This is a genomic window from Micromonospora sp. NPDC000663, assembly GCF_042898105.1.
Lineage (GTDB): Bacteria > Actinomycetota > Actinomycetes > Mycobacteriales > Micromonosporaceae > Micromonospora.
The window spans coordinates 306,224-332,131 of record NZ_JBIAYR010000005.1; the positions used below are offsets into that span (position 1 = coordinate 306,224).

Consider the following 25,908-nt stretch of genomic DNA (forward strand, 5'->3'; position numbering starts at 1 on the left):
GGGGACCGATGGGCGAGGCTGCCGGCGTACCACTGCGCGTGGTGTCGTACAACATTCACAGCCAGCGCGACGACACGGCCGCGCTGGCGGCGGTGGTCCGGGCCGCGCGCCCGGACGTGGTGATCGTGCAGGAGGGGCCGCGCCGGTTCCGGTGGCGGCAGAAGTCGGCCACGCTTGCCGAGTCGTTCGGTCTGGTGGTGGCCGCAGGTGGGCTGCCCGCGCTGGGCAACCTGCTGCTGACCAGCCTGCGCGTCCAGGTGACGGGCACCAGGTGCCAGCGCTTCCCGTTGACCCCCGGCCGGCACCTGCGCGGCGCCGCGTACGCCGACTGCCGGGTCGCCGGCGCCCGGTTCACCCTCGCCGGCTCGCACCTGTCCACCGACCCGGCGGAGCGCCCCGCGCAGGCCGCCGAGTTCAAGCGCGGGCTGGACGCGGCGACCAGCCCGGTGCTCGCCGGCGCCGACCTCAACGAGGGCCCCGACGGTCCGGCGTGGGCCGCCGTGGCGCGCGGACTGACCGACGCCGCGGTGGCGGCCGACGCGGCGGACCGGCTCACCTACTCCTGCGCCGACCCGCGTCGGCGCATCGACGCGCTCTTCGTCGACCCGCGGATCACAGTTGTCGACTACGACGTGGTGGACACCCCGCAGACCCGCCGGGCCAGCGACCACTTCCCGGTCCTGGTCGACCTGCTGCTGCCCACCACCGGCTGACCCCCCACCGGCCGGGACCCGCCGATCGGTCCGCGCCGGCGCTGGACATCCGGCTCCGATGTGGAGAGGATTTCGCGGCGACCGGCACGCGTGCCGCACAAAAGGAGATGTCCCGGTGTCCACCTCCACCGACCACGGCCGGCCCGATCCGTCCGCGCAGGGCCGCGACGCCGCCCCCGTCTCCGACCGGGGCGACACGGTCTGCGTCATCGGGGCCGGGGCCAGCGGCCTGACGGCCATCAAGAATCTGCGCGAGCACGGGTTCGGCGTGGACTGCTACGAGCGGGAGACCGGCGTCGGCGGCGCCTGGAACTGGCGCCACGACCGCAGCCCGGTGTACGCCAGCACCCACCTGCTGTCGTCGAAGCCGTTCACCCAGTTTCCCGACTTCCCGATGCCGGACTCGTGGCCGGACTACCCGCACCACAGTCAGCTGCTCTCCTACTTCGAGCGGTACGCCGACCACTTCGACCTGCGGTCGCACATCTGGTTCGGCACCGAGGTGGTCCGGGTCGAACCCGCCGAGGGGGACCGCTGGGACGTCACGACCCGCTCCACAGGCGGGTACGGTCCGGAGCGCACCTCCCGGTACGCCGCCGTGCTGATCGCCAACGGCCACAACTGGTCGCCGAAACTGCCCCGCTACGAGGGCCTCGAAGAGTTCCGTGGCGAGATCATGCACGCCTCGTCCTACAAGGACCCGGCGCAGCTGCGCGGCAAGCGGGTGCTGGTGGTCGGTGCCGGCAACACCGGCTGCGACATCGCCGTCGAGGCGGCCCAGCAGGCGTCGCGCTGCTGGCACTCCAGCCGGCGCGGCTACTGGTACGCCCCGAAGTACGTGTTCGGCCGCCCGGCCGACCAGGTGAACGACGCGCTGCTGGCCATGCGGGTGCCGTTGCGCCTGCGGCAGTGGCTCTACCACTGGACGCTGCGCCTGACCGTCGGTGACCTGACCCGCTTCGGCCTGCCCAAGCCCGACCACCGGGTGTACGAGACGCACCCCATCGCGAACAGCCAGCTCGTCTACTACGTGGGCCACGGCGCCATCGGCCCGGTGCCGGACATCGCCCGATTCCACTCGTACGCGGTGGAGCTGACCGACGGGCGTGAGATCGACCCCGAGGTGGTCATCTTCGCCACCGGGTACCTGCCGCGGTTCGAGTTCCTCGACGCGTCGGTGTTCGCCGACAGCGCCGGCGCGGGTCGGCCCACGCTGTGGCTCAACGCGTTCACCCCGGGCCATCCGACGTTGGCGGTGGCCGGTCTGTTGCAGCCGGACTCCGGGATGTTCACCCTGGCGCACTGGCAGACGGTGCTCTTCGCGCGTGTGTTGCAGGCCCGCCGGGACCGCCCGGAGCGTGCCGCGGCGTTCGCGCAGCGGGTGCGGGAGCGGGCCGGCGAGCGGTACTCCGGTCAGGTCAAGGAGAGCAGCCGGCACTGGTTCGAGGTCGGCCACGCCGACTATCTGCGCGCTGTCCAGCGCGCCCTGCACGATCTGGAGGCCAAGTGAGCACGAGGAGTGAGCTTGCGAGCCCCGCAGTCGCGAACGAAAGGCTGGACCGGTGAGCGCGAGGAGTGAGCTTGCGAGCCCCGCAGTCGCGAACGAAAGGCTGGACCGGTGAGTGAGCTGCGGATCATGCGGGGTCGGGAGTGGGCCCGACCGGTCCGGCCGGCGCGGCGTGAGGTGCTCAGCGCCGTACCGGAGGTGGAGCAGGGGCGGCCGCCGCTGCTGTTCGTTCCCGGGTTCGGGCACGGCGCGTGGGCGTTCGCCGAGCACTGGTTGGGGCACGCGGCGTCGCGGGGGTTCCCGGCGTACGCGATGAGTCTGCGCGGGCACGGTGCCAGCGAGCCGGCGCCGGAGGCGACGTTGCGGGCGTACGCCCATGACGTGGTCCAGGTGGCGGCGGGCCTGCCGCGGCAGGCGGTGCTGGTGGGGCACGGCGCCGGTGCGCTTGTCGTGGCGCACGCGTTGGCGCGTTACCCGGCGCGGGGCGCGGTGCTTGTGGCACCGGTCTTCGGTGGCTGGGGGGTGCTGGGGGCGGCGCTGCGCCGCAATCCGGCCGGGACGCTGCCTGCGGTGTTCGGTGGGCCGCTGCGCCTCAGCCGGGGGCAGTTGTTCAGCCGGGAGCTGCCCGAGGAGGAGGCCCGGCGGTATGTCGGTCGGCTCGGTCGGGCCGGTCGGCGGGCGCAGTGGGCCCTGCTGGGCGAGCCGGCGGCCGAACCGGCAGTGGGCGCGCCGCCGGTGCTGGTGATGGGCAGCCCGGACGACCGGGTGGTGCCGGCGTCGACGTTGACCCGGGTGGCCCGCGGGTACGGTTCGGCGCCGCTGCTCTTCCCCGGCATGGGGCACGACCTGATGCTTGACGCGCGGTGGGTGGAGCCGATCGACGCCATCCTGGACTGGTTGGAGAAGGAACCCGCCGCGCACTGAGCTGGCGGCCGACGGCCGGTCAGCCGCCGCTGTGGTGTGCGGCGGGGGTGGCCCGGGTCGCCGGGCGGGGCACCCGGACCGCGTCGTCGGTGCTGGTCAGGAGGCTGACCAGGGCGCCGGTCTCGTCGAGCGCGCTGAGGTAGGAGCGCGCCCAGGCCCGGATGTCGTGTTCGTGCAGGTGGGCGCGCATCGCCCGCATCCGTTCGGTGACGTCGGCCGGGCTGGCCCGCAGCGCCGCGCGCAGGCCCTGCTTGAGCCCCTCCAGGTCGTGCGGGTTGACCAGGTACGCCTGCGACAGTTCCGCGGCCGTGCCGGCGAACTCGCTGAGCAGCAGCGCACCGTCGTCGTCCACCCGGGCGGCGACGTACTCCTTGGCGACCAGGTTCATCCCGTCCCGCAGTGGGGTCACCGCCATCACGTCGGCGACCCGGTAGAGAGCGGCCAGCTCGGCCCGGTCGAAGGGCTGGGTGAGGTAGTGGATGGCGGGTTCGCCGACCCGGCCGAACTCGCCGTTGATCCGGCCGACCTCACGCTCGATCCGTTCGCGCAGGATCTGGTACTGGCCGACGCGTTCCCGGCTCGGCATGGCCACCTGCACGAGCACGGTGTCGCGGACCTTGACGTCGCCGCTGGCCAGCAGTTCGCTGTACGCCTTGAGCCGCTGCTCGATGCCCTTGGTGTAGTCCATCCGGTCGACGCTGAGGATGACCTGTCGGGGGTCGCCGAGGTCCTGGCGGAGTCGGCGGGCCCGGGCGGCGACGTCGGGGCGGGAGGCGAGCGCGGCCATCTCGGCGGTGTCGATGGAGACGGGGAACGCGCCGATGCGCACCACCCGGTCGTCGACGCCGATCCGCCGGTCGGTGGCCGGCAGCTCCAGGACCCTCGTCACGAGCTGGGCGAAGTTGTGCGCCGCCTGGATCCGCTGGAAGCCGACGAGGTCGGCGCCGAGCATCCCGCGCAGCAGTTCGGCACGCCGGGGCAGCTGCATGAACAGCTCCGGGGGTGGGAACGGCACGTGCAGGAAGAACCCGATGCGCAGGTCCGGCCGGAGCGCGCGGAGCTGGCCGGGGACCAGATGCAGGTGGTAGTCCTGTACCCAGACGACGGCGCCCTGCTCGGCCACCTCGGCTGTCGCCTCGGCGAAGCGCTGGTTGACCCGCTGGTACGCCTCCCACCACCGGCGGTGGTGCTGCGGTTGTTCGACGGAGTCGTGGTAGAGCGGCCAGAGGGTGGCGTTGGCGAATCCCTCGTAGTGGTCGCGGAGGTCGTCCTGGCTGAGCGCGACGGCGTGCATGCGGACGCCGTCCACGTCGGGCAGGGTGGGGGCGGGCCCGGTGCCGCCGGCCCAGCCGACCCAGGTCGCCGGGGTGTGCTTCAGCAGTGGGTGCAGCGCGCTGACCAGGCCCCCTGGACTGCGTCGCCACTCGCAGGCCCCGTCGGGCGCCTGGTTGTCGTCGATGGGGAGGCGGTTGGCCACCACCACGAGGGAACTCTGTCGCATCTCGGGCATTCCGATCAGCAGAGGACTGACCGCCACGAGCAGGAGAAAACCGGTCAGTCAGCGGGGGAAGTGACGTACAGCGGTATTCCTACTGACAGTAAGTTACACCACTGTTACGCGCCGGGCGGGGCGGTGTCGTCCCGCGATGCGGGCCGGAGGTCAGACGACGGCGCCGTTGTCCGGGTCGTCGTCCTCCTCGTCGCCGGGGCGCAGACGCCAGATCAGCGTGACGAAACCGGCGAGGATGCCGGTGAACCCGAACAGGGTGACCGCCGAGCGGTCCACCGGGACCAGTGACGGGAAGAGGAAGAGCACGAACCCGACCACCACCGCGAGGATGCCCACCACCGCGTACTTCGAGATCCGGGGCAGCGGCGGTGGGGGTGGCGGGTGGTAGCCCTCGTCGTCCTCGTCGTCGGGCAGGTCCGCACCGAACGTGTCCAACCCGTCGAGCAGCGACGGCTCGTCCGGACGGGTGCCCCGCCCGACCGAGATGCCGGAGATGTCGGTGGCGGACGGCAGCCGCCGGACGTCGGTGGCAGTCGGGCCGGGCTCGTCGACGCCGGAGCGGGCCAGGGGGCCGGCCGCCGGCTCGTCCCGCGTGTCCGGATCGTCCACGTTTTCCGAGGCCGGCCACGGGTGCTCACCGACGGTCGACGTGGTGTGGAAGCCCGCCACGATCCGCGCCCACTCGGCGTCGATGTCCGGTTCGTCACGCGCCGGGGGCTGCTCCGGGGAGGTCTCGTCGGCGAGCTGGGTCAGATAGTCCCGTGCCGTGGTCAGATGCGAACGGTCGACGTACAGCCGGTCGACCGGACGGGCCGGGACGGTGGTGGTGCGGGTGACCGGGTTGAGGTCGGCCGAGGGTTGCAGGTACGCGGCGATGCCACCGGCGGCCAGCACGTCGAGCAGGTGCTCGCCGACGCGCGGATCGACGTCGCCGACGACGGCGTACTCGCTCGCGTCGAGCCCGTTGTCCCGCCGTCCCCGGCGGGCCCCACCCGCTGACACCCGGACATCCTCCTCAACGCGCCGTGCGGCGCGGCCACCCTGCCCCCTCGACGCCCGTACGCACGCCGTGCTCTGAATCGTGACACGTCAGGGGTCGGTTCCGGGAGTGCGTTGTGTCGCGTCTTGCAAAGTCACGGCTGCCATCGCAGGTCGCGGCGGTGCTCCGATGTCCGTTCTTGCGCGACACGTGCGATCTCGATGATCGTCAGGCGGCTGGTCCGCCAGGGGTCGGGGTGGGCGGTTCGCGGCGGCCAGATGGTCCCGGTGTCCCCCTCGCCGCCGCCTCGCGGCCGGGGTCGTCCGCGCGGCGGTGGTGAGTGTCCGTCCGTTGTGGTGAGAGCGCTCGCTTCGTACGCTCGTCGGCGACGGCGGCGCTCCCGGGCACGGTGCCGTCGCGGGGCACACCACGGGAAAGGACGCCTGTGCTCTACTGGCTGCTGAAGTACGTTCTCCTCGGTCCGCTGCTCAAGCTGATCTTCCGCCCGCGGGTGGAGGGCCTGCGTCACATGCCGGCGACCGGCCCGGTGATCCTGGCCAGCAACCACCTCTCCTTCTCCGACTCGATCTTCACACCGTTGATCATTTCGCGGCGGGTCACCTTCGTGACCAAGGCCGAGTACTTCACCGGCAAGGGCATCAAGGGCTGGCTGACCAGGATGTTCTTCGTCGGCACCGGCACCGTCCCGGTGGACCGCTCAGGTGGCCGGGCAGCCCGGGCCGCGCTGGACACCCAGTTGCGGGTGCTGCGCGCCGGGGGAGTGGCAGGCATCTACCCCGAGGGCACCCGATCCCCCGACGGGCGGCTCTACCGGGGCAAGACCGGGGTGGCCCGGCTCGCCCTGGAGAGCGGTGCCGTGGTGGTGCCGGTGGCGATGCTCAACGCCGACGAGATCCAGCCGCCCGGCAAGCTCATCCCCAGGATCGACCGGGTGCGGATCCGCTTCGGCGCGCCGCTGGACTTCTCCCGCTACGCGGGCATGGCCGGCGACCGGTTCGTCGAACGGGCGGTCACCGACGAGATCATGTACGAGTTGATGGAGCTGTCCGGCCGCGAATACGTCGACGTCTACGCGCAGAAGCTCAAACTGGTGGCCGCCTGAGCCGGCTCAGCAGGCCACGGCCGGTCCGGCCGGGCTGATCGGCCGCCCCGCGAGCGCCAGCAGGCCGGGAGCGTCGTTGCGCAGCGCGAAGGTGCGGACCTCGGCGCGCGGCGCCCGGGCTGCCGCCGGGTCACCGGCACGGGTCAGCTCGGCCGCCGCCAGTGCCAGCGCCAGCACCCGGTCACTGACATCGGGGATCCGCCCGTACGTCTCGGCGGCGGCCAGGTGCAGCTCGGCCGAGCGCCGGTGATCGCCGTCGGCCGCGGCCAGCGCCGCCGTCACGGTCCGCAGCGCCGCCTCCGACCAGGGCGTACGATGCCCGACCCGGCCCAGCATCGCCCGGACCCGCACCGCCGTGTCCCGGCCGGCAAGCGCGGCGGCGTACGCGGCTGCCGCGATCCACTCCCCGCTGGCCAGGGCCGGCACCTCCGACCAGGACCTGTCCAACTCGTCGATCAGCTCCGCCGCCTCGTCGGCGCGACCCTGCAACGCCCGGCACAGGGCGGCCATGCCCACCATCGTCCAGCGCAGCCGGTGGAACCCGCTGCGCCGCGCGGTGTCCAGGGCGTCGCCCAGGTCGTCCGGGTCGTCGTCGTCACGCAGCACCAGCAGGCAGCAGCGCAGGCCCCGCACCTGCATGTCCCAACTGCCGGTGGGCGTGTCCACGAACGCCTCGGCGGCGGTGAGCAGCCGACCGAAGTCGCCCTCGAACCAGGCGCGCATCGCCTCCGCCGAGTAGCTGGTGGTCAACGTCTGGCCGCTGGCCGTCCGCGCCGGCGCGGCCGAGAGCAGGGCGTCCGAGCGCAGCCAGTCGCCCTCCTCCCGGATCGCCCAGGCGAGGTTCTGGGTGGCGCGGGGCAGCGCCAGCAACTGACCGGCCCTGCTGAACTCCACTATCGCGTGCAGCTCGTCCAGGCCGACCCGGTCCCCGGCCTGGTAGCGGGCGGTCGCGGCGGTGATCCGGGCGTTGGTGCGGGTCTCGGTCAGGCCCAGCCGCTCGGCGATCTCCGCGGCGATCTCCGCCGCCGCGACTGCCGCGTCCCGCTCGTAGTTGAGCATGTGCAGCCGGCCCAGCTCCGCGTACGCGTCCGCCTTCTGCGGGGTGTCCGGCAGCGACTCGAACAACTGCACGGCCCGGTCCAGGCAGACCAGGGCGTCGGCCCGGTCGGCGCGCAGCCAGGCGGCCTGGCCGAGGAGCGTCCAGGCGCGGGCGGCGCACGCGTCGTCGCCGTGCGCCGACAGCCGCCCGGCCAGCGCGTGCACCTGCTCCGGCCCGCCACCGGAGAGGAACGCGTTGCCGTCGCGGTAGAACGAGATCTCGGTACTCAGCAACTCCAGTTGGAGGCGGCCGACCGGGTCGCTGTCGTCGGCCAGGCCGAGCGCCCGGCCCGCGTGGGCGGCCGCCGCGTCCAGCCCGTGCAGGGCGTACGCCCGGCGGGCCGCGCGGTGCAGCGCCTGCCGGGCCGGCGCCGCGTACCGGCGGACCTCCATGCCGAGGGAGCGGGCGATCTCGTGCGCCGCCCAGCGGTGGTGCGCGAGCACCTCGGCCAGGTCGGTGTCCCGGCTGTGCGACAACGCGTCGAGCCAGTCCGCGGCCCGTTCGTGCCGGGCCACCCGCTCGGTACGCGGAAGCCGCTGATAGCAGACGTCGCGCACCAGCACGTGCCGGAACCGGAACTCCGCCTGCCCAGCCATCGTGGAGGCGGCCTGCTCGTGCACGAAGTCACGCTGCTCCAGCCGGCGCAGCGCGCGCTCGACCGACTCGACCTGCTGGCCGAGGGCGGCGGCCACCGCACCGGGCCAGAACTGCACCCCGACCACCGAGGCGGCCAGCAGCACGGCGCGGTCCTTCGCGTCGAGCAGATCCACCCGGTTGGCGATCACCGCGTGCACGCTCTCCGGCATGGTCAGTTCGAGGTGCTTGTCCAGTGACCAGCCCCGCCCGGACTGGCGCAGCGCGCCCTGCTCGATGAGCATCCGGACGTACTCGTGGGCGTAGAGGGGGTTGCCTCCGGCCACCTCGATCAGCGGGCTCAACATGTCGGCGGAGAACGCCGCCTGGCCGAACAGGTGCGCGTACAGCGCGGCGATCCCGGTGTCCCGCAGCGGCGGCAGGGTGATGGTCACCGAGCCGGTGATGGTGCCCGCCCAGCTCGGGTCGCGGTCGACCAGCTCCGGACGGGCGGTGCACAGCAGCAGCAACGGCACCTCGCGGGCCGCCGACCCGAGCAGCTCCACGAAGCGCAGCATGGCGTCGTCGGCCCAGTGCAGGTCCTCGAAGACCAGCACGGTGGGGCGGCGGGCGGTCAGCGCCAGCAGGAAACGCCGCCACGCCGACTCCGCCTCCTCGGCGGGCAGCGGCGTGCCGGGCAGCCCGACCAGCGGGCGCAGCGCGTCGACGACCCGGTCCCGTTCGCCAGGGCCGATCAGCTCGGCGACGGCGGCGGCCAGCCGCTGCGCCGCGCTGACGGCCGGGTCGGTGTCCAGGATGCCGGCCTCGGACTTCACGATGTCGGCGAGCGCGGCGTACGTGACGTTCTCCCCGAACGGCGGGCAGCGCCCGATCCGCCAGGTCAGCGGCTCGTCGACGAGGCGGCCGGTGTGCCGGTACAACTCGCGCAGCAGGCGGCTCTTGCCGATGCCGGCCCGACCGAAGATCGTCACCACCTGCGGCAGCCGGTCCCGCAGAGACCGGTGCAGGGCGTTGACCAGCATGCCCAGCTCGTGTTCCCGGTCGACGAGCGGCGTGGTGTCCGGTTCCCGGTCGGTGGGCTGGCGTCGCAGCGGGGACAGGGCGAGCCACACCTCGGTCGGCGAGGACCGGCCGCGCAGGGTGACCGGTGGCTGCTCCTCGTACCGGACCGCGTCCTTGGTCAACGCGTGCGTGGTGCCGCACACCAGCACCCCGCCCGGCGGTGCGACGGACTGCATCCGGGAGGCGGTGTTCACCACGTCCCCGGCCACGATCGCCTGCCCGCCGTCGCGGGCGGCTGCCACGTCGACGAGCGCCTCGCCGGTGGCCACCCCCACCCGGAACCGCAGCTCGGTGCTGCCGGTCGGCGCGAACCGGGTGAGCACCCGCTGCAGCTCCAGGCCGGCCCGTACGCAGCGCAGGGCGTCCGTCTCGGTGGCGATCGGCGCGCCGAAGAGCGCCATCACCGCGTCGCCGATGTACTTCTCCACCACCCCGCCGTACTGGCCGACGACCCGGCGGGCGGCGGAGAAGAACCCGGTCTGCATGCCGCGCACCTGCTCCGGGTCGGCCCGCTCGACGTACGGCGTGAAGTCGATCAGGTCGACGAACAGGACGCTGACCCGGCGGCGGTCCTCCTGCGGGGTGACCGCGGCGGGCCGGTCCGCGCCCGGCCGGGGTGACCCGCACGAGGTGCAGAACGTGACGTCGGAGGCGAGTGGACGCAGGCAGTGCGGGCAGACCGCACCCAGCTCGGCGCCGCAGCCACCGCAGAAGCGGTCGCCGTCGGCGGCCGTCCGTCCACAGCGCTCACACTGCGCGGCGATGACACCCTCCACTGGCGGTACCGGTCGACGCCCACGACGTCGCCTGGTAGGAGTATCACCGTCGGCGACCCTGTCAGGTACCGGCCTGTTGGCTTGTGGACAGTCCATCAGGCCAGATGCGGACTACATTCAGTCAGCCACATGTCGATCAGCGACCAGAGGGGGACAGGTCAATGGTGTACGTCAAGCTGGAGAGCGACTGGACCGACGGCAACGGGGTCAGCCACTCCGCGGGCGAGTCGGTGGACGTCGACGCCGCCACGCTCGCCACGCTCCAGGCCGAGGGCATCGTCAGCGAGCAGTCCCACGGCCCGGGCGGCGACGGCAAGGGCCCGGACAAGTGGGCCGGCCCGGGCAGTTCCGGGGTCTGATCCCGCGCTCAGTGACGCGCCGACGCGGTCGGGTCGCCCACGGGTGACCCGACCGCGTCGTGCGCGTACCCGTGGATCAGCGGTCGTTCATGCCGGCGCGTCGGCGCAGCGCGGCCACGTCGGTCACCACGATCCGGCGGCCCTCGGTGCGCAGCCAGCCCCGGCTGGCGAACGACCCGATCGCCTGGTTGACGCTCTGCCGGGAACCGCCGGCCATCTCGGCCAACTGGCTCTGGTTGAGCTCGATCGTGATCATCGGGGCCTGGCTCTCGCCAGCCAACCGGACAAGCGTCTTGGCCACCCGGCCGGGCAGGTCGAGGAAGACGTGGTCGGCGTTCTGCTCGGTGAGCCGGCGGATCAGCCCGCCCAGCGAGCGCATCACCGCGTCCAGGATGCGGGGGTTGGAGTGCACCAGTTCCATGAACGCCCCCCGGGAGAGCGCGAGCGCCGCGCAGTCCTCGATGGCCTCGGCCGAGGCGGACCGGGTGGACGCGTCGAGCAGGGAGACCTCGCCGAGCACGTCGGGCGGACGGATAACCGACAGCACGGCCCGTTCGCCGGTCGGCGCGGTCCGGAAGACGGCGACCGCGCCGCGGCGCAGCACGATCAGCGACTCGCCCGGGTCGTTCTCGACGAAGAGCAGTTGGCCCTTGCGGTAGGTGCGCGGAACGGCGGCGGCGATGACACGCTGCCGCACCTCGGGCTCCAGCCCGGCGAACATCTCGACACCCGTGAGCGCGTCACCCGGCTCCGGCAGGCGCATCTCCACGGTCCAACCCCTCCCCGGTCATGGACCACAAACTCGCTCACCGGGTGAACCTGATGGCCCTGACAAGGTGAACTGACACCGGTTCGGCGTCCGGTAGCGGTACACATCAGATCATGACGGTCCGGTCGCTTGCTGTACACCCCTCGAAGCACTTCCGTGACCGTCGCCAGCTGCGGCGTACCCCCTCGTCGTCGGCCTCCGGCGGCCACCGGTCGCCCCCCGCCGGGCACCGCCGCGAGCCGGTGGGCGAGGATGGCCGGAATGGTCTACCGCTACTTCTACGACTGCGAGTTCATCGAGGACGGCCGGCTCGTCGACCTCGTGTCGATAGGTGTCGTCGACGAGTACGGCCGCGAGTTCTACGCGGTCTCCACCGAGTACGACGATTCCCGCGCCGTGCCGTGGGTGCGGCGCAACGTGCTGGACAAGCTGCCCTCGCCTGCCGACCGGGCCTGGCGCTCGCGTGAGCGCATCCGCGACGACCTGTACGACTTCCTCATGGAGCCGATCCGGGACCGGCCGGGGGAGCAGTTGGAGTTGTGGGCCTGGTACGCCGCGTACGACCACGTGGTGCTCGCCCAGCTCTGGGGTGCGATGCCGGCGCTGCCCCGGGAGATCCCCCGGTTCACCAAGGAGTTGCGGCAGCTCTGGGACGACCGTGGCCGGCCGGCCTTGCCGGACGCCGACGCGGCCCGGCACGACGCCCTGGTCGACGCCCGGCACAACCTGGCCCGCTGGCGGGCGATGACGTCCCGCTGACAGTCGTCGTACCTTTGCAGGTTTGACCGGTTCTGTCCCGGGCATCGGTTCGACCAGTCGAGCCGAGGGAGACTGCCATGAGCAAGGAACCGACCAGCGCCACCGAGGCCCGCGCCCGGGTCACCGAGCTGGTCCGGGACGCGCGGATCTGCATGTTCACCACCATCGGCCTGGACGGGCGGCAGATGAGCCGGCCGATGGGGCTTCAGGAGGCCGAGTTCGACGGGGACCTCTGGTTCTTCGCCTCCGCCGACTCGGCCAAGGTCCGCCAGATCCGGGTGAACCCGGAGGTCAACGTCTCGTTCTCGGACCAGAAGCACAACGTCTGGGTTTCCGTCTCCGGCACCGCCAGGGACGAGTTCGACAGGGCTCGCGCCGAGCGGCTGTGGAACCCGCTGCTCAAGACGTGGTTCCCGGACGGGCTGGACACTCCCGGCCTGACCTTGATCAAGGTGCACGCCAGCTCCGCCGAGTACTGGGACTCGCCGAGCAGCAGCGTGGTCAACCTGTTGGGGTTCGCCAAGGCCGCCGTCACCGGCCAGCCGCCGGAGGTCGGCGAGAACCACGAGGTGAGCTACTGACCTGCAGCCGTCCCGGGGCGCGCTGTCATCGCACAGGCAGGCCGACTACAGTGCGCATTGACGGCCCGCCCCGGGCCGGCAACGGCGCCGATGGTCTGACCTGACACATATCCTGGGGCAAATCGGGCTTTACCCTGATGCTCCAGGAGGATGAGCGGATCATGCGTATCGGCGTGCTCACCGGCGGCGGCGACTGCCCGGGTCTCAACGCGGTCATCCGGGCGGTGGTCCGCAAGGGCGTCGCCACCTACGGTCACGAGTTCGTGGGCTTCCGGGACGGTTGGAAGGGCCCGCTCGAGGGTCTCTCCCGTCCGCTGGACATCGCGGACGTCCGGGGCATCCTGCCCCGAGGCGGCACCATCCTCGGCTCGTCCCGCACCAACCCGTTCAAGATCGAGAACGGCGTCGAGCGGATCAAGGACAACCTCGCCGAACAGGGCGTGGACGCGCTCATCGCGATCGGCGGCGAGGACACCCTCGGCGTCGCCACCAAGCTCTACGAGCTGGGCGTGCACGTGGTCGGCGTGCCGAAGACGATCGACAACGATCTGGGCGCCACCGACTACACCTTCGGCTTCGACACCGCTGTCAACATCGCGATGGAGGCCATCGACCGGCTGCACACCACCGCCGAGAGCCACCACCGCACCCTCGTCGTCGAGGTGATGGGCCGGCACGCCGGCTGGATCGCCCTGCACGCCGGCCTGGCCGGTGGCGCCAACGTCATCCTGCTGCCGGAGCGGCAGTTCGACGTCGACCAGGTGGCCGGCTACGTCGAGAAGCGCTTCCAACACCAGTACGCCCCGATCGTCGTGGTCGCCGAGGGCGCCCAGCCGCTGGACGGCCAGATGGTGCTCGCCAACCAGGAGCTCGACTCGTTCGGCCACGTCCGCCTCGGCGGCATCGGGCAGTGGCTGGCCGAGCAGCTGGAGGCCAAGACCGGCAAGGAGGCCCGCACCGTGGTGCTGGGTCACATCCAGCGCGGCGGCACCCCTACCGCGTTCGACCGGGTGCTCGCCACCCGCCTGGGCCTGCAGGCCATCGACGCGGTCAACGACGGCGACTGGGGCAAGATGGTCGCGATGCAGAGCACCGACATCGTCCGGGTGCCCCTCGCCGAGGCCACCCGCGAGCTGAAGACCGTGCCGCTGGAGCGGTACGCCGAGGCCGAGGTCTTCTTCGGTAGCTGATCGACCGGTAGGGCGGCGCGGCGGGCCTGCGGGTCCGCCGCGCCGCGATCCGACGCGAGGGGGTACGGCTCAGATGTCACCCGGTGTGCACACGGTCGCGGTGATCGGCGCGGGCAAGATCGGCGAGTTGATGCTCTCCGGGCTGCTGCGCTCGGGATGGCCCGTGGACCGGCTGCTGGCCACCGCCCGTCGCCCGGCGCGGGCCGAGGAGCTGACCGCCCGCTACGGCGTACGGGTGGTCGACAACCTGACCGCCGTCGACGAGGCGGCGGTGCTCGCCGTGTCGGTGAAGCCGCAGGACGCCGCCGCGCTGCTCGACGAGATCGGCCCCAAGGTGCCTGCCGACAAGCTCGTCATCTCGCTCTGCGCCGGGCTGCCCACCAGCTTCTTCAACCGCCGGCTGCCCGAGGGCACCCCGGTGGTCCGGGTCATGACCAACACTCCGGCGCTCGTCGACGAGGCGATGACCGCGATCTCCGCCGGCGCGTACGCCACCGGGGCGCATCTGGCGTTGGCCGAGGAGATGTTCAAGCCTCTCGGGCAGACCATCCGGGTGCCCGAGTCGCAGCAGGACGCGGTCACCGCGCTCTCCGGGTCCGGCCCGGCCTACTTCTACCTGCTCGTCGAAGCCATGATCGACGCGGGGATCCTGCTCGGGCTGCCCCGGCAGGTGGCGCACGAGTTGATCGTGCAGACCGCCATCGGCTCCGCGGTGATGCTCCGTGACTCCGGTGAGCACCCGGTCAAGTTGCGCGAGGCGGTCACCTCGCCGGCCGGCACCACCATCTCCGCGATCCGCGAGTTGGAGAAGCACGGCGTCCGGGCGGCGCTGCTCGCCGCGCTGGAGGCCGCCCGGGACCGCGCCCGCGAGCTGGCCGCCCAGTCCGACTGACGGTTGCGGGCACGTCGCGGAGCCGGGCGTGGCGCATACTGGCGCGGTGTTCACACTCGCCCAGGCCCGGCACCTGGTGGCCACCCTGCAACCACGCGTCGACGAGTTGATCCGGGTCCGGGCCGACCTGGCCGAGCTGCGCGCCGACCTGGCCGACCACGGGGTGAGCGTCCTCGGCGGTCTGGCCGAGGTCAAGGGACTGGAAGCACGCCTGCACGCCGTCGTCGACGAGCTGCACCAGCACGACATCCAGGTCAAGGGCATCGCGCCGGTGCTGCTCGACTTCCCCGGTGAGCGGGCCGGCCGTTCGGTGCTGTGGTGCTGGCTGGAGGGCGACTCCGACGTGCGCTGGTACCACCGGGCCGAGTGCGGCTTCGCCGGCCGCCGCCCGGTCTGACCTGCCGGTCAGAGCTCGGCCACCGCGAAGACCACCACGTTGTCGGTGTAGTGCCCGCGTCGCCTGTCGAAGTCGCCCCCGCAGGTGACCAGGCGCAGCTCCGCGCCGGGCGTCGGCCCGTAGACCGCCGCCGTGGGGAAGCGGTCCTTGCCGGTCCGCAGTGACCCGGTCACCCGGAACGACAACCACTGCCCGCCGCGCCACACCTGCACCCGGTCACCGGGCCGCAGCTCGCCGAGCCGGGCGAACACCGCCGGGCCGCGTCGCGAGTCCAGATGCCCGGCGAGCACGGCAGGGCCGGTGTCGCCGGGGGCCGGTCCACCGCCGTACCAGCCGGCGGTGGCGAAGTCGTCAGGCGGGGCCAGCGCGCCCGCGCGGTCCAGGCCCAGCTCGGTGAGCGGGGAGTCGACGCCGATGCGCGGCACGCGTACCCGGGTGGGTGGACCCTGCGGCGCGGAAGCGGTGGCCACCGACGGGCAGTCGTCGATGCAGCCGGGGCGCCAGCTCGCCGCCGGAGGCGGTGGACCGGTGCCGGCCAGCCCGACACCGGTGCCGGCGGCCAGGCAGACGGCCGCGCCGGCCGCGACGAGCGCGGCCAGCGGCACCCGCCGGTCGCGGTGCCGCCGGATCGACAGGCCCGGCCCGACGCTCACCAGGTGGTGCGCCGCCACCGGCGCCAGAACAGCAGCGCCGCCGCGACGGCCGCCGCGCTCAATCCGCCGGCCACCAGGGGGTACGCGTCGAGCCCGTTCCTGGAGGTGCCACCGGCGCCGGTGTCCACCCCGCCCGCCGGGACGACAGTCCCGCCCTCGGCGTCGCGGCGCAGCTCGGCGGTGAGCCCGCCCTGCTGGGAGTCGAGCACCAGCAGCGAGTAGACGGCGCCACCGGTGAGCCGAACCTCGGCGTCGGTGCTCGGCCCGCCCGCGCCGGTCAGCTTCAGCCGCCAGCTGCCCGGCTCGACCTGCTGGTAGTCGGTGGTCGTGGCGAACTGCACCCCGTTGGCGATCATCGGACCGTCGGCGGCCGCCACGTCCAGCACCGGCGTGCGCACCGAGGCCTGCACGACACGGACCTTGGCGCGGCCGTCGGTGGGTGCGCTGAGGTCGTCGGTGAGCACCCGCAGACCGAGGTCGGCGTGTCGGCCGACACCCGCCACCGTGTAGGCGTCGCCGCTGGTCACCGCCACCTCGGTGGTGAGCACCGGGGGATCGGTGGCGGGCGCGCCGGCCTCGCGCATCGCCACGGCGTAGCGGCCGGGAGGCAGCGACAGGTAGTCCGAGACGACCCCGTAGCCCACGCCGGGGAAGACCTGTGGTTTCGGGGCGCTGGGCGCGGACAGGTAGACGTCGACGGCGGGCGTGTCGGGGGAGAGGTGGGCGAGCCGGACGTAGCCGACGGTGTCCGCCCCGGCGGCGCTGACCGACGCCTGAGCGTCAGCGCCGACGGGCACGGACGTGCCGGCGGCGCTGACCGGCACCGGCGTGCCGCCGGCGGCGAGGGTGGTGCCGAGCAGGAGCGTGCCAGCGCCGGCCAGCAGCCGGCGGGGCGCGGTACGAAGCGTGTGCATGTCGTCTCCGGGGAGCACGTTCGGTGAGCGGGCGGCAACACCCGGGAATCAGAGTCCCGTGCACAGGACTTAAGCGCAAGTTGCCGCGGCAAGTTTTCTCCCGCGCCGCGGTTGCCTGGAGTGCCGAGGCCGTCATGACTGCCCGCAGCTTGCTTGGGCCTTCGGCGTCATCGCGGAGGTCACATCGGTGCTGTTTCAGAAGTAGCGTCCGCGCCGGAGCGCCGCTGACCCGCGCCGCGCACGACCCGACGCCGAATCCACGGGGCGGGAGGGACACCTAAGGCGTTCCTGTTCGCCTATTCTCGGTCGATGCGGGATCGCCGGGTGGCAATGGCGTGGGCGGCCTTCGTCGTCGTCGCGCTGGTGTCCTGTCTGCTCGTCCTGGACCGTCCGGATCGTCTCTCCGACCTGCACATCTACTACGGCGCGCTGTCCGACCTGCACGCCGGCAGGCCGCTGTACGGGTATGTGGCCCAGAACGGGGGGCCGTTCACCTACCCGCCGTTCGCCGCCCTCGTGCTGGGGCCGATGACCGCCGTCAGCGAGGGCGTGGTGCAGGGGTTCTGGCTGGTGGCGACGTGCGCCGCGGTTGTCGCCATCGCCGCGTCGGTAGGTGTCGCGCTGAGCACCCGGCCGTCCCGGCGGCCGCTGGTCGTGGCGGTGGCGGCCACGGTGCTGATGCTCTCCGCGCCGGTGCAGAGCAACCTGCGGTTCGGTCAGGTGAGCATCTTCATCGTGCTGATGGCCCTGCTGGACGGGATGGGCGTCCTGCCGCCCCGGCTGCGCGGGACCCTCGTCGGGGTGGCCGCGGCCATCAAGCTCACCCCACTGCTGTTCGTGGTCTACTTCCTCGCCGTCGGCCGTTACCGCGACGCCGCCCGGGCCGCCGGGACGTTCGTGGCCTGCGCCGCGCTCGCCGCGATCGTGCTTCCCGGCGAGAGCTGGACGTACTGGACCGAGGCCGTCCGGCAGACCTCCCGAATCGGCAACCTGGCCTCGCTGGGCAACCAGTCCCTGCACGGGATGCTGCTGCGGGTCGGCGTCGAGGAGTCCACACTGCCCCTGCTCTGGGCCGGCCTTGTCGCGGTCATCTGCGCGGCGGCGCTGCTGCGGGCCCGGCAGCTGACCCGGCAGGGCCGCCCCGGGCACGCCGCGGTGCTCGTCGGCTGCGCCACGGTGGCCGCGTCGCCGGTGTCCTGGACCCACCACCAGGTGTGGCCGGTGCTCGCCGCGATGCTGCTGATCGGTGCGTCAGGTGTCGCCCAACGGGCCGCTGGCGCGGCGCTGCTCGCCGCCATGGTCGTCTCGCTGGGCGCGGTGCTCAGCCCGGTCTCGACGCGGCCGGGCGTGCAGTTCCTGTTCGAGAACGCCCGCGCCGTCGGCGTGTGCCTGCTGTGCCTGGCCGGCTTCGGCGGTGTCGCCGTCGCCGCCCGGCGGACGAGCAGACGACCGGCCGCCGGGCGGGCGTGGCTGCGGGTGGGCGTCACGGCGACCGTGGCTGTCGCGTTCTTCGCCGTGCAGCCGCTGCCGGCCGGCGCCGACCCGACCTTCAAGGCGTACACCCTCGACGACGTGGTCAACCCCAGGTACTTCTTCGTCTGCCGGGGAGCTGCCGAGTGCGCCGCGTACGGCACCGACGCGCCTGTCACCTTCGGCACCCGTGCGGAGAAGACCAAGGTCCGGGTGAACGGCGTGGTCTCACCGCAGGTGACCCGCCTGGAGTACTACTCCGCCCCGGGCGGGGCGCCCCGGACCATTCCGCTGCTCGCCGCCTACCCGGGGACGCGCACCTTCTCGTTCCGCTCGGCGACGATGGCACAGGGGCGGCTCGTGGCCTACGCCTCGGACAGCCAGCCGATCGCCAGCTACGACGACGAACTCGCCGCAGCCCTCCGTACGGCCACCAGGTAGGCGGTCGCCGGAGGGCGGCGGCGGTGGATCAGCGGGTGGCGGCGGCCAGGGCGGTGCGCAGCTTCTCGGCGTCGCCAGGCACCGGGTGCTCCCAGTCGGTGGGGCTGGCGGCGTAGAGGAGGCCGTACGCCGGGGTGTCGGGCTGGTAGCGCCACCCCTCGGCGAGCGGGCCGACGTCGACCGCGTCGTAGCCGATCCGGTCGAGGAAGGCGGTCACCTCGGCCTTCGCGGCGGCGTCGTCACCGGCGATGGCGAGGGCGCTGCGGTCGGCGGCGCCGGACGGCCGGGCAAGCGTCGCCAGGCCCTTGAAGTAGATGTTGTTGAAGACCTTCACCACCCGCGAGTCGGGCAGGTGCCGCTGGAGCAGCTCGCTGCTGGTGGTCTCGCCGGAGTCCAGCTCGGGGAGGTTCCCGTCGCGCTGCGCGTAGTAGTTGTTGGTGTCGATGACGACCTTGCCGGCCAGCGGCTCGACGGGCACCGCGCGGTACGCCTTCAGCGGCACGCTGACCACGACGAGGTCACCGACCTGGGCCGCGTCCCGGGCGGTGCCGGCGCTGGCCTGATTGCCCAGCTCGTCGACGAGACCCTGGAGGGTTTCCGGCCCCCGCGAGTTGCTCAGCACCACGTCGTAGCCGGCGTCCACCGCCAGCCGGGCCACGGTGCCGCCGATGTTGCCGCTGCCGATCAGTCCCACTGTTGTCATGCTCGGTCCCAACTCTCTCCACCCGCGACGCATTCCCGACCGGTCTGGTGGGTTATCCGGTTGCCGCATCGCCGTCCGGCTGCGCACACTGCCGGGCATGCGCTGTCTCGTCGAGGATCTCGCGGCCTTCGCCGGTAGGGCGGGCGCCTGGTTGTGCCGCGAGCCCGTCCTGCACAACGTACTGCTCACGCTCGTCGCCGACCGGCTCTCCGGGGACGTGCCACTCTCCGGTGCCGAGCGGTTCGTGCGGGTGGTCGACGGCGGGGTGACGGTGGGCGCGGCGGTGTGGACGCCGCCGCGCGGGCCGCTCCTGGGCGCGGTGCCGGTGGCGGCCGCGCGGTCGCTTGCCGAGCATTTCGTCCGGGCGGCGCCGCCGCTTGTCGAGGTGCACGGGCCGGTCCCGGCCATCGTGGAGTTCGCGCGGCGGTACGCCGATCGCGCCGGCCTGCTGGCCGTACCCGGAACCGCGCAGCGGATCTTCCGGCTGGAGACGGTCCGGCCGCCGGCCGGCGTACCCGGCCACGCCCGACCGGCGACCGCCGCGGACCGCGACCTGCTGGTGGCCTGGGCGGCCGCGTACGCCGCGGAGACCACGACGGGGCGGCCGGCCGTGGAGCTGTCCGGGCAGGTGGACGCCCGGCTGCCGCACGGGGACCTGCTCTGGCTCTGGGAGGTCGCCGGCACCCCGGTCTCGATGGCCTGGCTGAGCAGGCAGGTGGCGGGCGTGGTCCGGGTCAGCGGTGTCTACACGCCACCGGAGCACCGGGGGCGAGGCTTCGCCGGCGGCTGCGTGGCACACGCCAGCCGGTACGCGCTGAGCGCCGGCGCGACGACCTGCACCCTCTACACCGACCTGGCCAACCCCACGAGCAACCACATCTACCAGGCCCTCGGCTACGCGCCCGTCGCGGACGCGGGCCAGTGGTTGCTGCGCGCCTGACCGCCCCGCCTGATCCGGCGCCTTTCCGCGCCGGATCAGGCGGGGAGGACCTTCTCGATGGCGGCGCGCAGGTCGTCGGAGTCGGGGGTGACCGTGGGGGCGAAGCGGGCGGCGACCGACCCGTCCGCGGCCACCAGGAACTTCTCGAAGTTCCACCGCACGTCCCCGGTGTGCCCGTCGGCATCCGGGGTGTCGACCAACGCGCTGTAGAGCGGGTGCCGCTCGGGGCCGTTGACGTCGACCTTCTCGGTAAGCGGGAAGGTCACGCCGTAGTTGACCTGGCAGAAGTCGTTGATCTCGGCGGCGCTGCCCGGCTCCTGACCGGCGAACTGGTTGCACGGCACGCCGAGCACCACGAGACCGCGCGCGGCGTACGAGTCGGCGAGCGCCTGCAGGCCCGCGTACTGGGGGGTGAGGCCGCAGCGGGAGGCGACGTTGACGACCAGGAGCGCCTTGCCGCGGTAGCGGTCCAGGTCGGCGGGGCCGCCGTTGAGGGCGTCGATCGGGATGTCGAAGACGGTCATGGTCCGAGGCTACGCGTCAGGCGTTCGGGGGCTCGGAACGGGCGCGGGGGACTCCACGCATCGGGCAATCGAAACATGCGCATCTTGACGAAGTGATGACGCTGTGAGTACCGTCTCACCAATCTCTTTTGGAAAGTTTCCTAACAGTTCGGGAGACGCCTCATGAAAAGATCGCTCCGCCGGGCCCTCTGGGCCGGTGCCGTGGTCGCCGTGACCGTCGCAGCGGTGCCGATGACCACCGCTTTCGGCGCCGGCACGGTCACCACCACGTTCACCAAGGCGCAGGACTGGGGGACCGGTCACGAGACGAAGGTGACGATCACCAACGGCTCCGGCGCCACCGTCAGCACCTGGCGCATCGAATTCGACCTGCCGTCGGGGACCACCATCAGCAGCGCCTGGGACGCCGACGTCACGAGCAGCGGAAACCACTACGTCGCGGTCAAGAAGAGCTGGGCCGGCGGCCTGGCCCCCGGCGCCTCGTTCAGTTGGGGCTACAACGGCACCGGCGCGTACAAGGCGCCGCTGAACTGCACGGTGAACGGCGCCGCGTGCGGCGGCGGGACCACCCCGCCGACCACGACGCCGCCGACCACCACCCCGCCCACCACGACGCCACCCACCACCCCGCCGCCGACCACCCCACCGCCGAACACGGGTGGCAGGAAGGTCGTCGGCTACTTCGCCGAGTGGGGCGTCTACGCCCGCAACTACCACGTCAAGAACATCCAGACCAGCGGCTCGGCCGCCAAGCTGACCCACATCCTGTACGCCTTCGGCAACACCACAGGTGGCCGCTGCTCGATCGGTGACAGCTACGCCGACTACGAGAAGGCGTACACGGCGGCGGACAGCGTCGACGGTGTCGCCGACACCTGGGACCAGCCGCTGCGGGGCAGCTTCAACCAGCTGCGCAAGCTCAAGCAGATGAACCCGCACCTCAAGGTGATCTGGTCGTTCGGCGGCTGGACCTGGTCCGGTGGCTTCACGCAGGCCGCGCAGAACCCGGCCGCCTTCGCCGAGAGCTGCTACAACCTGGTCGAGGACCCGCGCTGGGCGGACGTCTTCGACGGCATCGACGTCGACTGGGAGTACCCGAACGCGTGCGGCCTGAGCTGTGACGCCAGCGGCCCGAACGCCTTCAAGAACGTGATCGGCGCGCTGCGGTCGAAGTTCGGCTCCAACGCCCTGGTCACCGCCGCCATCACGGCGGACGGCAGCAACGGCGGCAAGATCGACGCCACCGACTACGCCGGCGCGATCGGCAACCTCAACTGGCTCATGCCGATGACGTACGACTACTTCGGCGCGTTCAACGCCCAGGGCCCCACCGCCCCGCACTCGCCGCTGACCTCGTACACGGGCATCCCGCAGCAGGGCTTCAACTCCGACGCGGCGATCCAGAAGCTCAAGAGCAAGGGCATCCCGGCCAACAAGCTGCTGCTCGGCATCGGCTTCTACGGACGGGGCTGGACAGGCGTCACCCAGGCGGCACCTGGCGGCAGCGCCACCGGCGCGGCACCTGGCACGTACGAGGCGGGCATCGAGGACTACAAGGTCCTCAAGAACACCTGCCCGACCACCGGCACGATCGCCGGCACCGCGTACGCCAAGTGCGGCAGCAACTGGTGGAGCTACGACACCCCGTCGACCATCAACGGCAAGATGACGTACGCGAACAACCAGGGCCTCGGTGGCGCGTTCTTCTGGGAACTCTCCGGTGACACCAGCAACGGGGAGCTCATCGGCGCCATCAAGGGCGGCCTCGGCTGAGCCGAGGGCGACGCAGTACCCACACGGCGGGGAGGGTCCGCACCGTCCCTCCCCGCCCGTGACGCACCGGCCCGGTCGACGCCCCGCGTCGGCCGGGCCGACGGCGTTGGGCGGGACTGCCGGGATGTGGCAGACTCGCGGCTCGGCACGTCTCGATGGCACGGTCGACGGAGGTGGACATGCGCCCGACACACCGCAGGCTGGCGGCGACCGCCGCCGGGCTTGTGCTGCTGCCGGTCTCCCTGGTCGGCTGCGGCATCGGCGGCGGTGACGAGCAGGAGGCGGCCAAGCCCGAGCGGGCACCCGCCGAGGAGGCCGCCACCCGCTCCCGTGAACGGGTGCAGGCGTACCTCGACGCGATGACCGCCAAGGACGCCGCCGCCGGCCGCAGCCAGCTCTGCGCGCTGCTCCAGGAGGGTTTCGACCTGAGCGCCACCGGCCCGAACGGCGACTTCGCCGACCACTTCGAAGTGCCCGGGGCGACGATCGACGCCGTCGCGCCGGGCCCACGCGGGCAGGAGGTCAGCGTCTCGGTCACGGTGGCCGCCGGCAAGCGCACGATCACCCGGCCGTTGGTGTTCACAGTCACCCGCGACGGCGGTGACTGGTGCATCGCCGGCGAGGCGTCCGGCGACGCCTCCGCACCCGCTGGCCCTCCGCAGCCGGCTGGCGCCCCGGCACCCGGTGACGGGGCACCGGGCGGCGCGCCGTCACCGCCCGCGTCCTGACCCACCCGATCGATCTCCCATCTGCCGGAACCATCCCCCTCGCCGACCAGGCACGCCGAGCGTCGCCGTACGCTTTCTCTCATGCGCCATGAGTGGCATCAGCTGAGCCATCCCGCGGTGGGTAGCCCGGGCCTGCAGACCAGCCGACCGACAGTCGACTCCGCCGAGGACGCCGCCCTCGGCCTGGACCGATGGCGGGAGCTGCCCCGCGAGCAGACCCCGCCGTGGTCCGATCCGGCGACCGTCGCCGAGGTGTGCAAGGTGCTCGACACCGTGCCGTCGGTCGTCGCGCCCTACGAGGTGGACCAGCTCCGGCAGAAGCTGGCCCTGGTCTGCGAGGGCAAGGCGTTCCTGCTCCAGGGCGGTGACTGCGCCGAGACGTTCGTCGACAACACCGAGAGCCACCTGCTGGCCAACGCCCGCACCCTGCTCCAGATGGCGATCGTGCTCACCTACGGCGCGTCGTTGCCGGTGGTCAAGGTCGCCCGGGTGGCCGGCCAGTACACCAAGCCCCGTTCGCTGCCCACCGACGCGCGCGGCCTGCCAGCCTACCGCGGCGACATGATCAATTCGCTGGAGGCCGACCCGGCCGCCCGGGTCGCCGACCCGCAGCGCATGATCCGGGCGTACGCCAACTCGGCGGCGGCCATGAACATGCTCCGGGCGTACCTCGCCGGCGGGCTCGCCGACCTGCACGCCGTGCACGACTGGAACAAGGGGTTCGTGAAGAACTCCCCGGCGGGGGAACGCTACGAGGCGATCGCCCGGGAGATCGACCGCGCGTTGGCCTTCATCCGGGCCTGCGGGATGACCGACGACGAGGCGCTGCGGACCGTCACGCTCTACTGCTCCCACGAGGCCCTCGCCCTGGAGTACGACAGGGCGCTGACCCGGGTCTCCGACCGCCGGGCGTACGGGCTCTCCGGGCACTTCCTCTGGGTCGGCGAGCGCACCCGGCAGATCACCGGCGCGCACATCGACTTCATCTCCCGCATCGCCAACCCGATCGGTGTGAAGCTCGGCCCCACCACGTCCCCGGACGAGGCGATCGAGCTGTGCGAGAAGCTCAACCCGGACAACGTCCCCGGCCGGCTCACCCTGATCAGCCGGATGGGGAACCACCGCGTACGCGACGCCCTCCCGCCGATCGTGGCCAAGGTCACCGCCGCCGGCGCGAAGGTCGTCTGGCAGTGCGACCCGATGCACGGCAACACCCACGAGTCGTCGAACGGGTACAAGACCCGGCACTTCGACCGGATCGTCGACGAGGTGCTTGGCTACTTCGAGGTGCACCGGGGCCTGGACACCCACCCCGGTGGCCTGCACGTCGAGTTGACCGGAGAGGACGTCACCGAGTGCCTCGGCGGCGCCCAGGGCATCGAGGACCTCGACCTGCCCGACCGGTACGAAACCGCCTGCGACCCGCGACTGAATACCCAGCAGTCGCTGGAGCTGGCCTTCCTGGTAGCGGAGATGTTGCGTGGCTGATCTTGTTGACCTGCGGTCCGACACGGTGACCCGGCCCACCGCCGGGATGCGGGAGGCGATGGCCACCGCCGAGGTCGGCGACGACGTCTACGGCGAGGACCCGACAGTCAACGCCCTCGAAGCCGAGGTCGCCGCGCTGTTCGGCCACGAGGCGGCGTTGTTCGCCCCGAGCGGCTCGATGGCAAACCAGATCGCCCTGCAACTGCTGGTGTCGCCCGGTGACGAGCTGCTCTGCGACGCCGACGCGCACGTGGTGACGTACGAGATCGGCGCCGCAGCCGCGTACGGCGGGATCTCCTCGCGGACCTGGCCGGCGGTCGGCGCGGACATCGACCCGGAGACGGTCGCCCGGATGATCCGTCCGGACGGCTACTTCGCCGTCTCCACCCGCGCCATCGCCGTCGAGCAGACCCACAACCGGGGTGGCGGTGGGGTGATCCCCCTCGCCACGCTGCGGGACCTGCGCGCCGTCGCCGACGAGGCGCGGGTCGCGCTGCACTGCGACGGCGCCCGGATCTGGCACGCGCACGTCGCGGACGGGGTTCCCCTGATCGAGTACGGCCAGCTCTTCGACACCGTGTCGGTCTGCCTGTCCAAGGGGCTCGGCGCGCCCGTCGGGTCGCTCGTGGTCGGCGGCGCCGAGAAGATCGGCCGGGCCCGGACGATCCGCAAGCGGATGGGCGGCGGTATGCGTCAGGCAGGTGTTCTCGCCGCCGCCGGCAGGTACGCGCTCGCGCACCACATCGAGAGGCTGGCCGACGACCACGCCCGGGCGGCCCGGCTCGCCGAGGTGATCGCGCCGTTCGGGGTGCTCGCCACCCCGGCCCGCACCAACCTCGTCGCACTGGATCTGACGAAGCACGCGCTCGACGCGCGTGCCCTGGCCGCCGCCGCGCGGGCCGAGGGCATCCTGATCTCGGTGCTCGGCCCCCGTACCGCACGCCTGGTCACCCACCTGGGCGTCGACGACGCGGACATCGACCGCGCGGTCGAAGCCCTGCCGCGGATCCTGTCCGCCTGACCGGAACCTGGTGATCAAG

Annotated in this window: 24 protein-coding genes; 16 read left to right on the forward strand and 8 right to left on the reverse strand. The window is 72.5% G+C overall.

Features of this window, described 5'->3' with window-relative positions; genetic code table 11:
• The first annotated feature begins 8 nt into the window (after positions 1-8).
• The 3 genes from ACFY1S_RS19955 to ACFY1S_RS19965 all read left to right on the forward strand — a co-directional run bounded on the left by ACFY1S_RS19955 (position 9) and on the right by ACFY1S_RS19965 (position 3,144).
• Complete coding sequence (locus ACFY1S_RS19955; protein WP_364362552.1) at positions 9-713, forward strand: endonuclease/exonuclease/phosphatase family protein; 705 nt, start codon at positions 9-11, stop codon at positions 711-713.
• A 115-nt stretch (positions 714-828) separates the two neighbouring features.
• Positions 829-2,223: a flavin-containing monooxygenase gene (locus ACFY1S_RS19960; RefSeq protein ID WP_387119990.1), complete on the forward strand. Its 1,395-nt coding sequence runs from the start codon at positions 829-831 to the stop codon at positions 2,221-2,223.
• Between the two features lie 126 nt (positions 2,224-2,349).
• Positions 2,350-3,144 (forward strand): alpha/beta hydrolase, encoded by a 795-nt coding sequence (locus ACFY1S_RS19965; RefSeq protein ID WP_387120287.1) that lies wholly within the window; start codon positions 2,350-2,352, stop codon positions 3,142-3,144.
• A gap of 19 nt (positions 3,145-3,163) precedes the next feature.
• Here ACFY1S_RS19965 and ACFY1S_RS19970 read toward each other — a convergent pair whose 3' ends face one another.
• Together ACFY1S_RS19970 and ACFY1S_RS19975 are read right to left on the reverse strand one after the other, a co-directional pair.
• On the reverse strand, positions 3,164-4,645 hold the full coding sequence (locus ACFY1S_RS19970; protein WP_387119993.1) for a trehalose-6-phosphate synthase: 1,482 nt from the start codon (positions 4,643-4,645) through the stop codon (positions 3,164-3,166).
• Between the two features lie 159 nt (positions 4,646-4,804).
• Positions 4,805-5,656 carry a DUF308 domain-containing protein gene (locus ACFY1S_RS19975; protein WP_387119996.1) on the reverse strand — a complete coding sequence of 284 codons (852 nt, stop codon included), beginning with the start codon at positions 5,654-5,656 and terminating at the stop codon, positions 4,805-4,807.
• A gap of 422 nt (positions 5,657-6,078) precedes the next feature.
• Here ACFY1S_RS19975 and ACFY1S_RS19980 point away from each other — a divergent pair, with 422 nt between their 5' ends.
• Complete coding sequence (locus tag ACFY1S_RS19980) at positions 6,079-6,756, forward strand: lysophospholipid acyltransferase family protein (RefSeq protein ID WP_387119999.1); 678 nt, start codon at positions 6,079-6,081, stop codon at positions 6,754-6,756.
• A 6-nt stretch (positions 6,757-6,762) separates the two neighbouring features.
• Here ACFY1S_RS19980 and ACFY1S_RS19985 read toward each other — a convergent pair whose 3' ends face one another.
• Positions 6,763-10,287, reverse strand: a complete 3,525-nt coding sequence (locus ACFY1S_RS19985) for an adenylate/guanylate cyclase domain-containing protein (RefSeq protein WP_387120002.1) — start codon at positions 10,285-10,287, stop codon at positions 6,763-6,765.
• Between the two features lie 161 nt (positions 10,288-10,448).
• Here ACFY1S_RS19985 and ACFY1S_RS19990 point away from each other — a divergent pair, with 161 nt between their 5' ends.
• The gene (locus ACFY1S_RS19990) at positions 10,449-10,646 is read left to right on the forward strand and encodes a hypothetical protein (RefSeq protein WP_139584492.1); all 198 of its coding nucleotides are present in this window, start codon (positions 10,449-10,451) and stop codon (positions 10,644-10,646) included.
• Between the two features lie 76 nt (positions 10,647-10,722).
• Here the strand turns inward: ACFY1S_RS19990 and ACFY1S_RS19995 are convergent, their stop codons facing one another.
• The gene (locus ACFY1S_RS19995) at positions 10,723-11,415 is read right to left on the reverse strand and encodes a Crp/Fnr family transcriptional regulator (RefSeq protein WP_007463121.1); all 693 of its coding nucleotides are present in this window, start codon (positions 11,413-11,415) and stop codon (positions 10,723-10,725) included.
• A 261-nt stretch (positions 11,416-11,676) separates the two neighbouring features.
• Here ACFY1S_RS19995 and ACFY1S_RS20000 point away from each other — a divergent pair, with 261 nt between their 5' ends.
• From ACFY1S_RS20000 to ACFY1S_RS20020, 5 genes are all read left to right on the forward strand, one after another.
• Complete coding sequence (locus ACFY1S_RS20000) at positions 11,677-12,174, forward strand: polyadenylate-specific 3'-exoribonuclease AS (protein ID WP_387120290.1); 498 nt, start codon at positions 11,677-11,679, stop codon at positions 12,172-12,174.
• A gap of 77 nt (positions 12,175-12,251) precedes the next feature.
• Positions 12,252-12,755 (forward strand): pyridoxamine 5'-phosphate oxidase family protein, encoded by a 504-nt coding sequence (locus ACFY1S_RS20005; protein ID WP_387120007.1) that lies wholly within the window; start codon positions 12,252-12,254, stop codon positions 12,753-12,755.
• Positions 12,756-12,916: 161 nt separating this feature from the next.
• A complete protein-coding gene (locus ACFY1S_RS20010; protein ID WP_139584498.1) occupies positions 12,917-13,945 on the forward strand; it encodes a 6-phosphofructokinase in 1,029 nt (342 codons plus the stop codon).
• Between the two features lie 73 nt (positions 13,946-14,018).
• Positions 14,019-14,837 carry a pyrroline-5-carboxylate reductase gene (proC, locus tag ACFY1S_RS20015; protein ID WP_139584494.1) on the forward strand — a complete coding sequence of 273 codons (819 nt, stop codon included), beginning with the start codon at positions 14,019-14,021 and terminating at the stop codon, positions 14,835-14,837.
• 46 nt (positions 14,838-14,883) lie between these two features.
• Positions 14,884-15,234, forward strand: a complete 351-nt coding sequence (locus ACFY1S_RS20020; RefSeq protein ID WP_387120011.1) for a DUF2203 domain-containing protein — start codon at positions 14,884-14,886, stop codon at positions 15,232-15,234.
• Between the two features lie 8 nt (positions 15,235-15,242).
• On the opposite strand, the gene ACFY1S_RS20025 is transcribed toward ACFY1S_RS20020, so the two are convergent.
• The gene (locus ACFY1S_RS20025) at positions 15,243-15,905 is read right to left on the reverse strand and encodes a class F sortase (protein ID WP_387120014.1); all 663 of its coding nucleotides are present in this window, start codon (positions 15,903-15,905) and stop codon (positions 15,243-15,245) included.
• Positions 15,884-16,801, reverse strand: a complete 918-nt coding sequence (locus ACFY1S_RS20030; RefSeq protein WP_387120017.1) for a DUF4397 domain-containing protein — start codon at positions 16,799-16,801, stop codon at positions 15,884-15,886. The genes ACFY1S_RS20025 and ACFY1S_RS20030 overlap by 22 nt, the downstream gene beginning before the upstream one ends.
• Positions 16,802-17,110: 309 nt before the next feature.
• Between ACFY1S_RS20030 and ACFY1S_RS20035 the strand changes: the two genes are divergently transcribed.
• The gene (locus ACFY1S_RS20035; RefSeq protein WP_387120020.1) at positions 17,111-18,712 is read left to right on the forward strand and encodes a glycosyltransferase 87 family protein; all 1,602 of its coding nucleotides are present in this window, start codon (positions 17,111-17,113) and stop codon (positions 18,710-18,712) included.
• Between the two features lie 28 nt (positions 18,713-18,740).
• On the opposite strand, the gene ACFY1S_RS20040 is transcribed toward ACFY1S_RS20035, so the two are convergent.
• Positions 18,741-19,415: an NADPH-dependent F420 reductase gene (locus ACFY1S_RS20040; protein WP_387120023.1), complete on the reverse strand. Its 675-nt coding sequence runs from the start codon at positions 19,413-19,415 to the stop codon at positions 18,741-18,743.
• Between the two features lie 97 nt (positions 19,416-19,512).
• Between ACFY1S_RS20040 and ACFY1S_RS20045 the strand changes: the two genes are divergently transcribed.
• On the forward strand, positions 19,513-20,355 hold the full coding sequence (locus ACFY1S_RS20045) for a GNAT family N-acetyltransferase (protein WP_387120026.1): 843 nt from the start codon (positions 19,513-19,515) through the stop codon (positions 20,353-20,355).
• Between the two features lie 35 nt (positions 20,356-20,390).
• Here ACFY1S_RS20045 and ACFY1S_RS20050 read toward each other — a convergent pair whose 3' ends face one another.
• Positions 20,391-20,879 (reverse strand): glutathione peroxidase, encoded by a 489-nt coding sequence (locus tag ACFY1S_RS20050; RefSeq protein WP_387120029.1) that lies wholly within the window; start codon positions 20,877-20,879, stop codon positions 20,391-20,393.
• Positions 20,880-21,041: 162 nt separating this feature from the next.
• Between ACFY1S_RS20050 and ACFY1S_RS20055 the strand changes: the two genes are divergently transcribed.
• The 4 genes from ACFY1S_RS20055 to ACFY1S_RS20070 all read left to right on the forward strand — a co-directional run bounded on the left by ACFY1S_RS20055 (position 21,042) and on the right by ACFY1S_RS20070 (position 25,889).
• Positions 21,042-22,652, forward strand: a complete 1,611-nt coding sequence (locus ACFY1S_RS20055; RefSeq protein ID WP_387120032.1) for a glycosyl hydrolase family 18 protein — start codon at positions 21,042-21,044, stop codon at positions 22,650-22,652.
• A 179-nt stretch (positions 22,653-22,831) separates the two neighbouring features.
• Positions 22,832-23,380 (forward strand): hypothetical protein, encoded by a 549-nt coding sequence (locus ACFY1S_RS20060; RefSeq protein ID WP_387120035.1) that lies wholly within the window; start codon positions 22,832-22,834, stop codon positions 23,378-23,380.
• An 81-nt stretch (positions 23,381-23,461) separates the two neighbouring features.
• A complete protein-coding gene (locus ACFY1S_RS20065) occupies positions 23,462-24,868 on the forward strand; it encodes a class II 3-deoxy-7-phosphoheptulonate synthase (RefSeq protein WP_364362568.1) in 1,407 nt (468 codons plus the stop codon).
• Entirely contained in the window at positions 24,861-25,889 is a 1,029-nt protein-coding gene (locus tag ACFY1S_RS20070; RefSeq protein WP_387120039.1) for a threonine aldolase family protein, read from the forward strand. Before ACFY1S_RS20065 ends, ACFY1S_RS20070 begins: the two co-directional genes overlap by 8 nt.
• Positions 25,890-25,908: the final 19 nt, after the last annotated feature.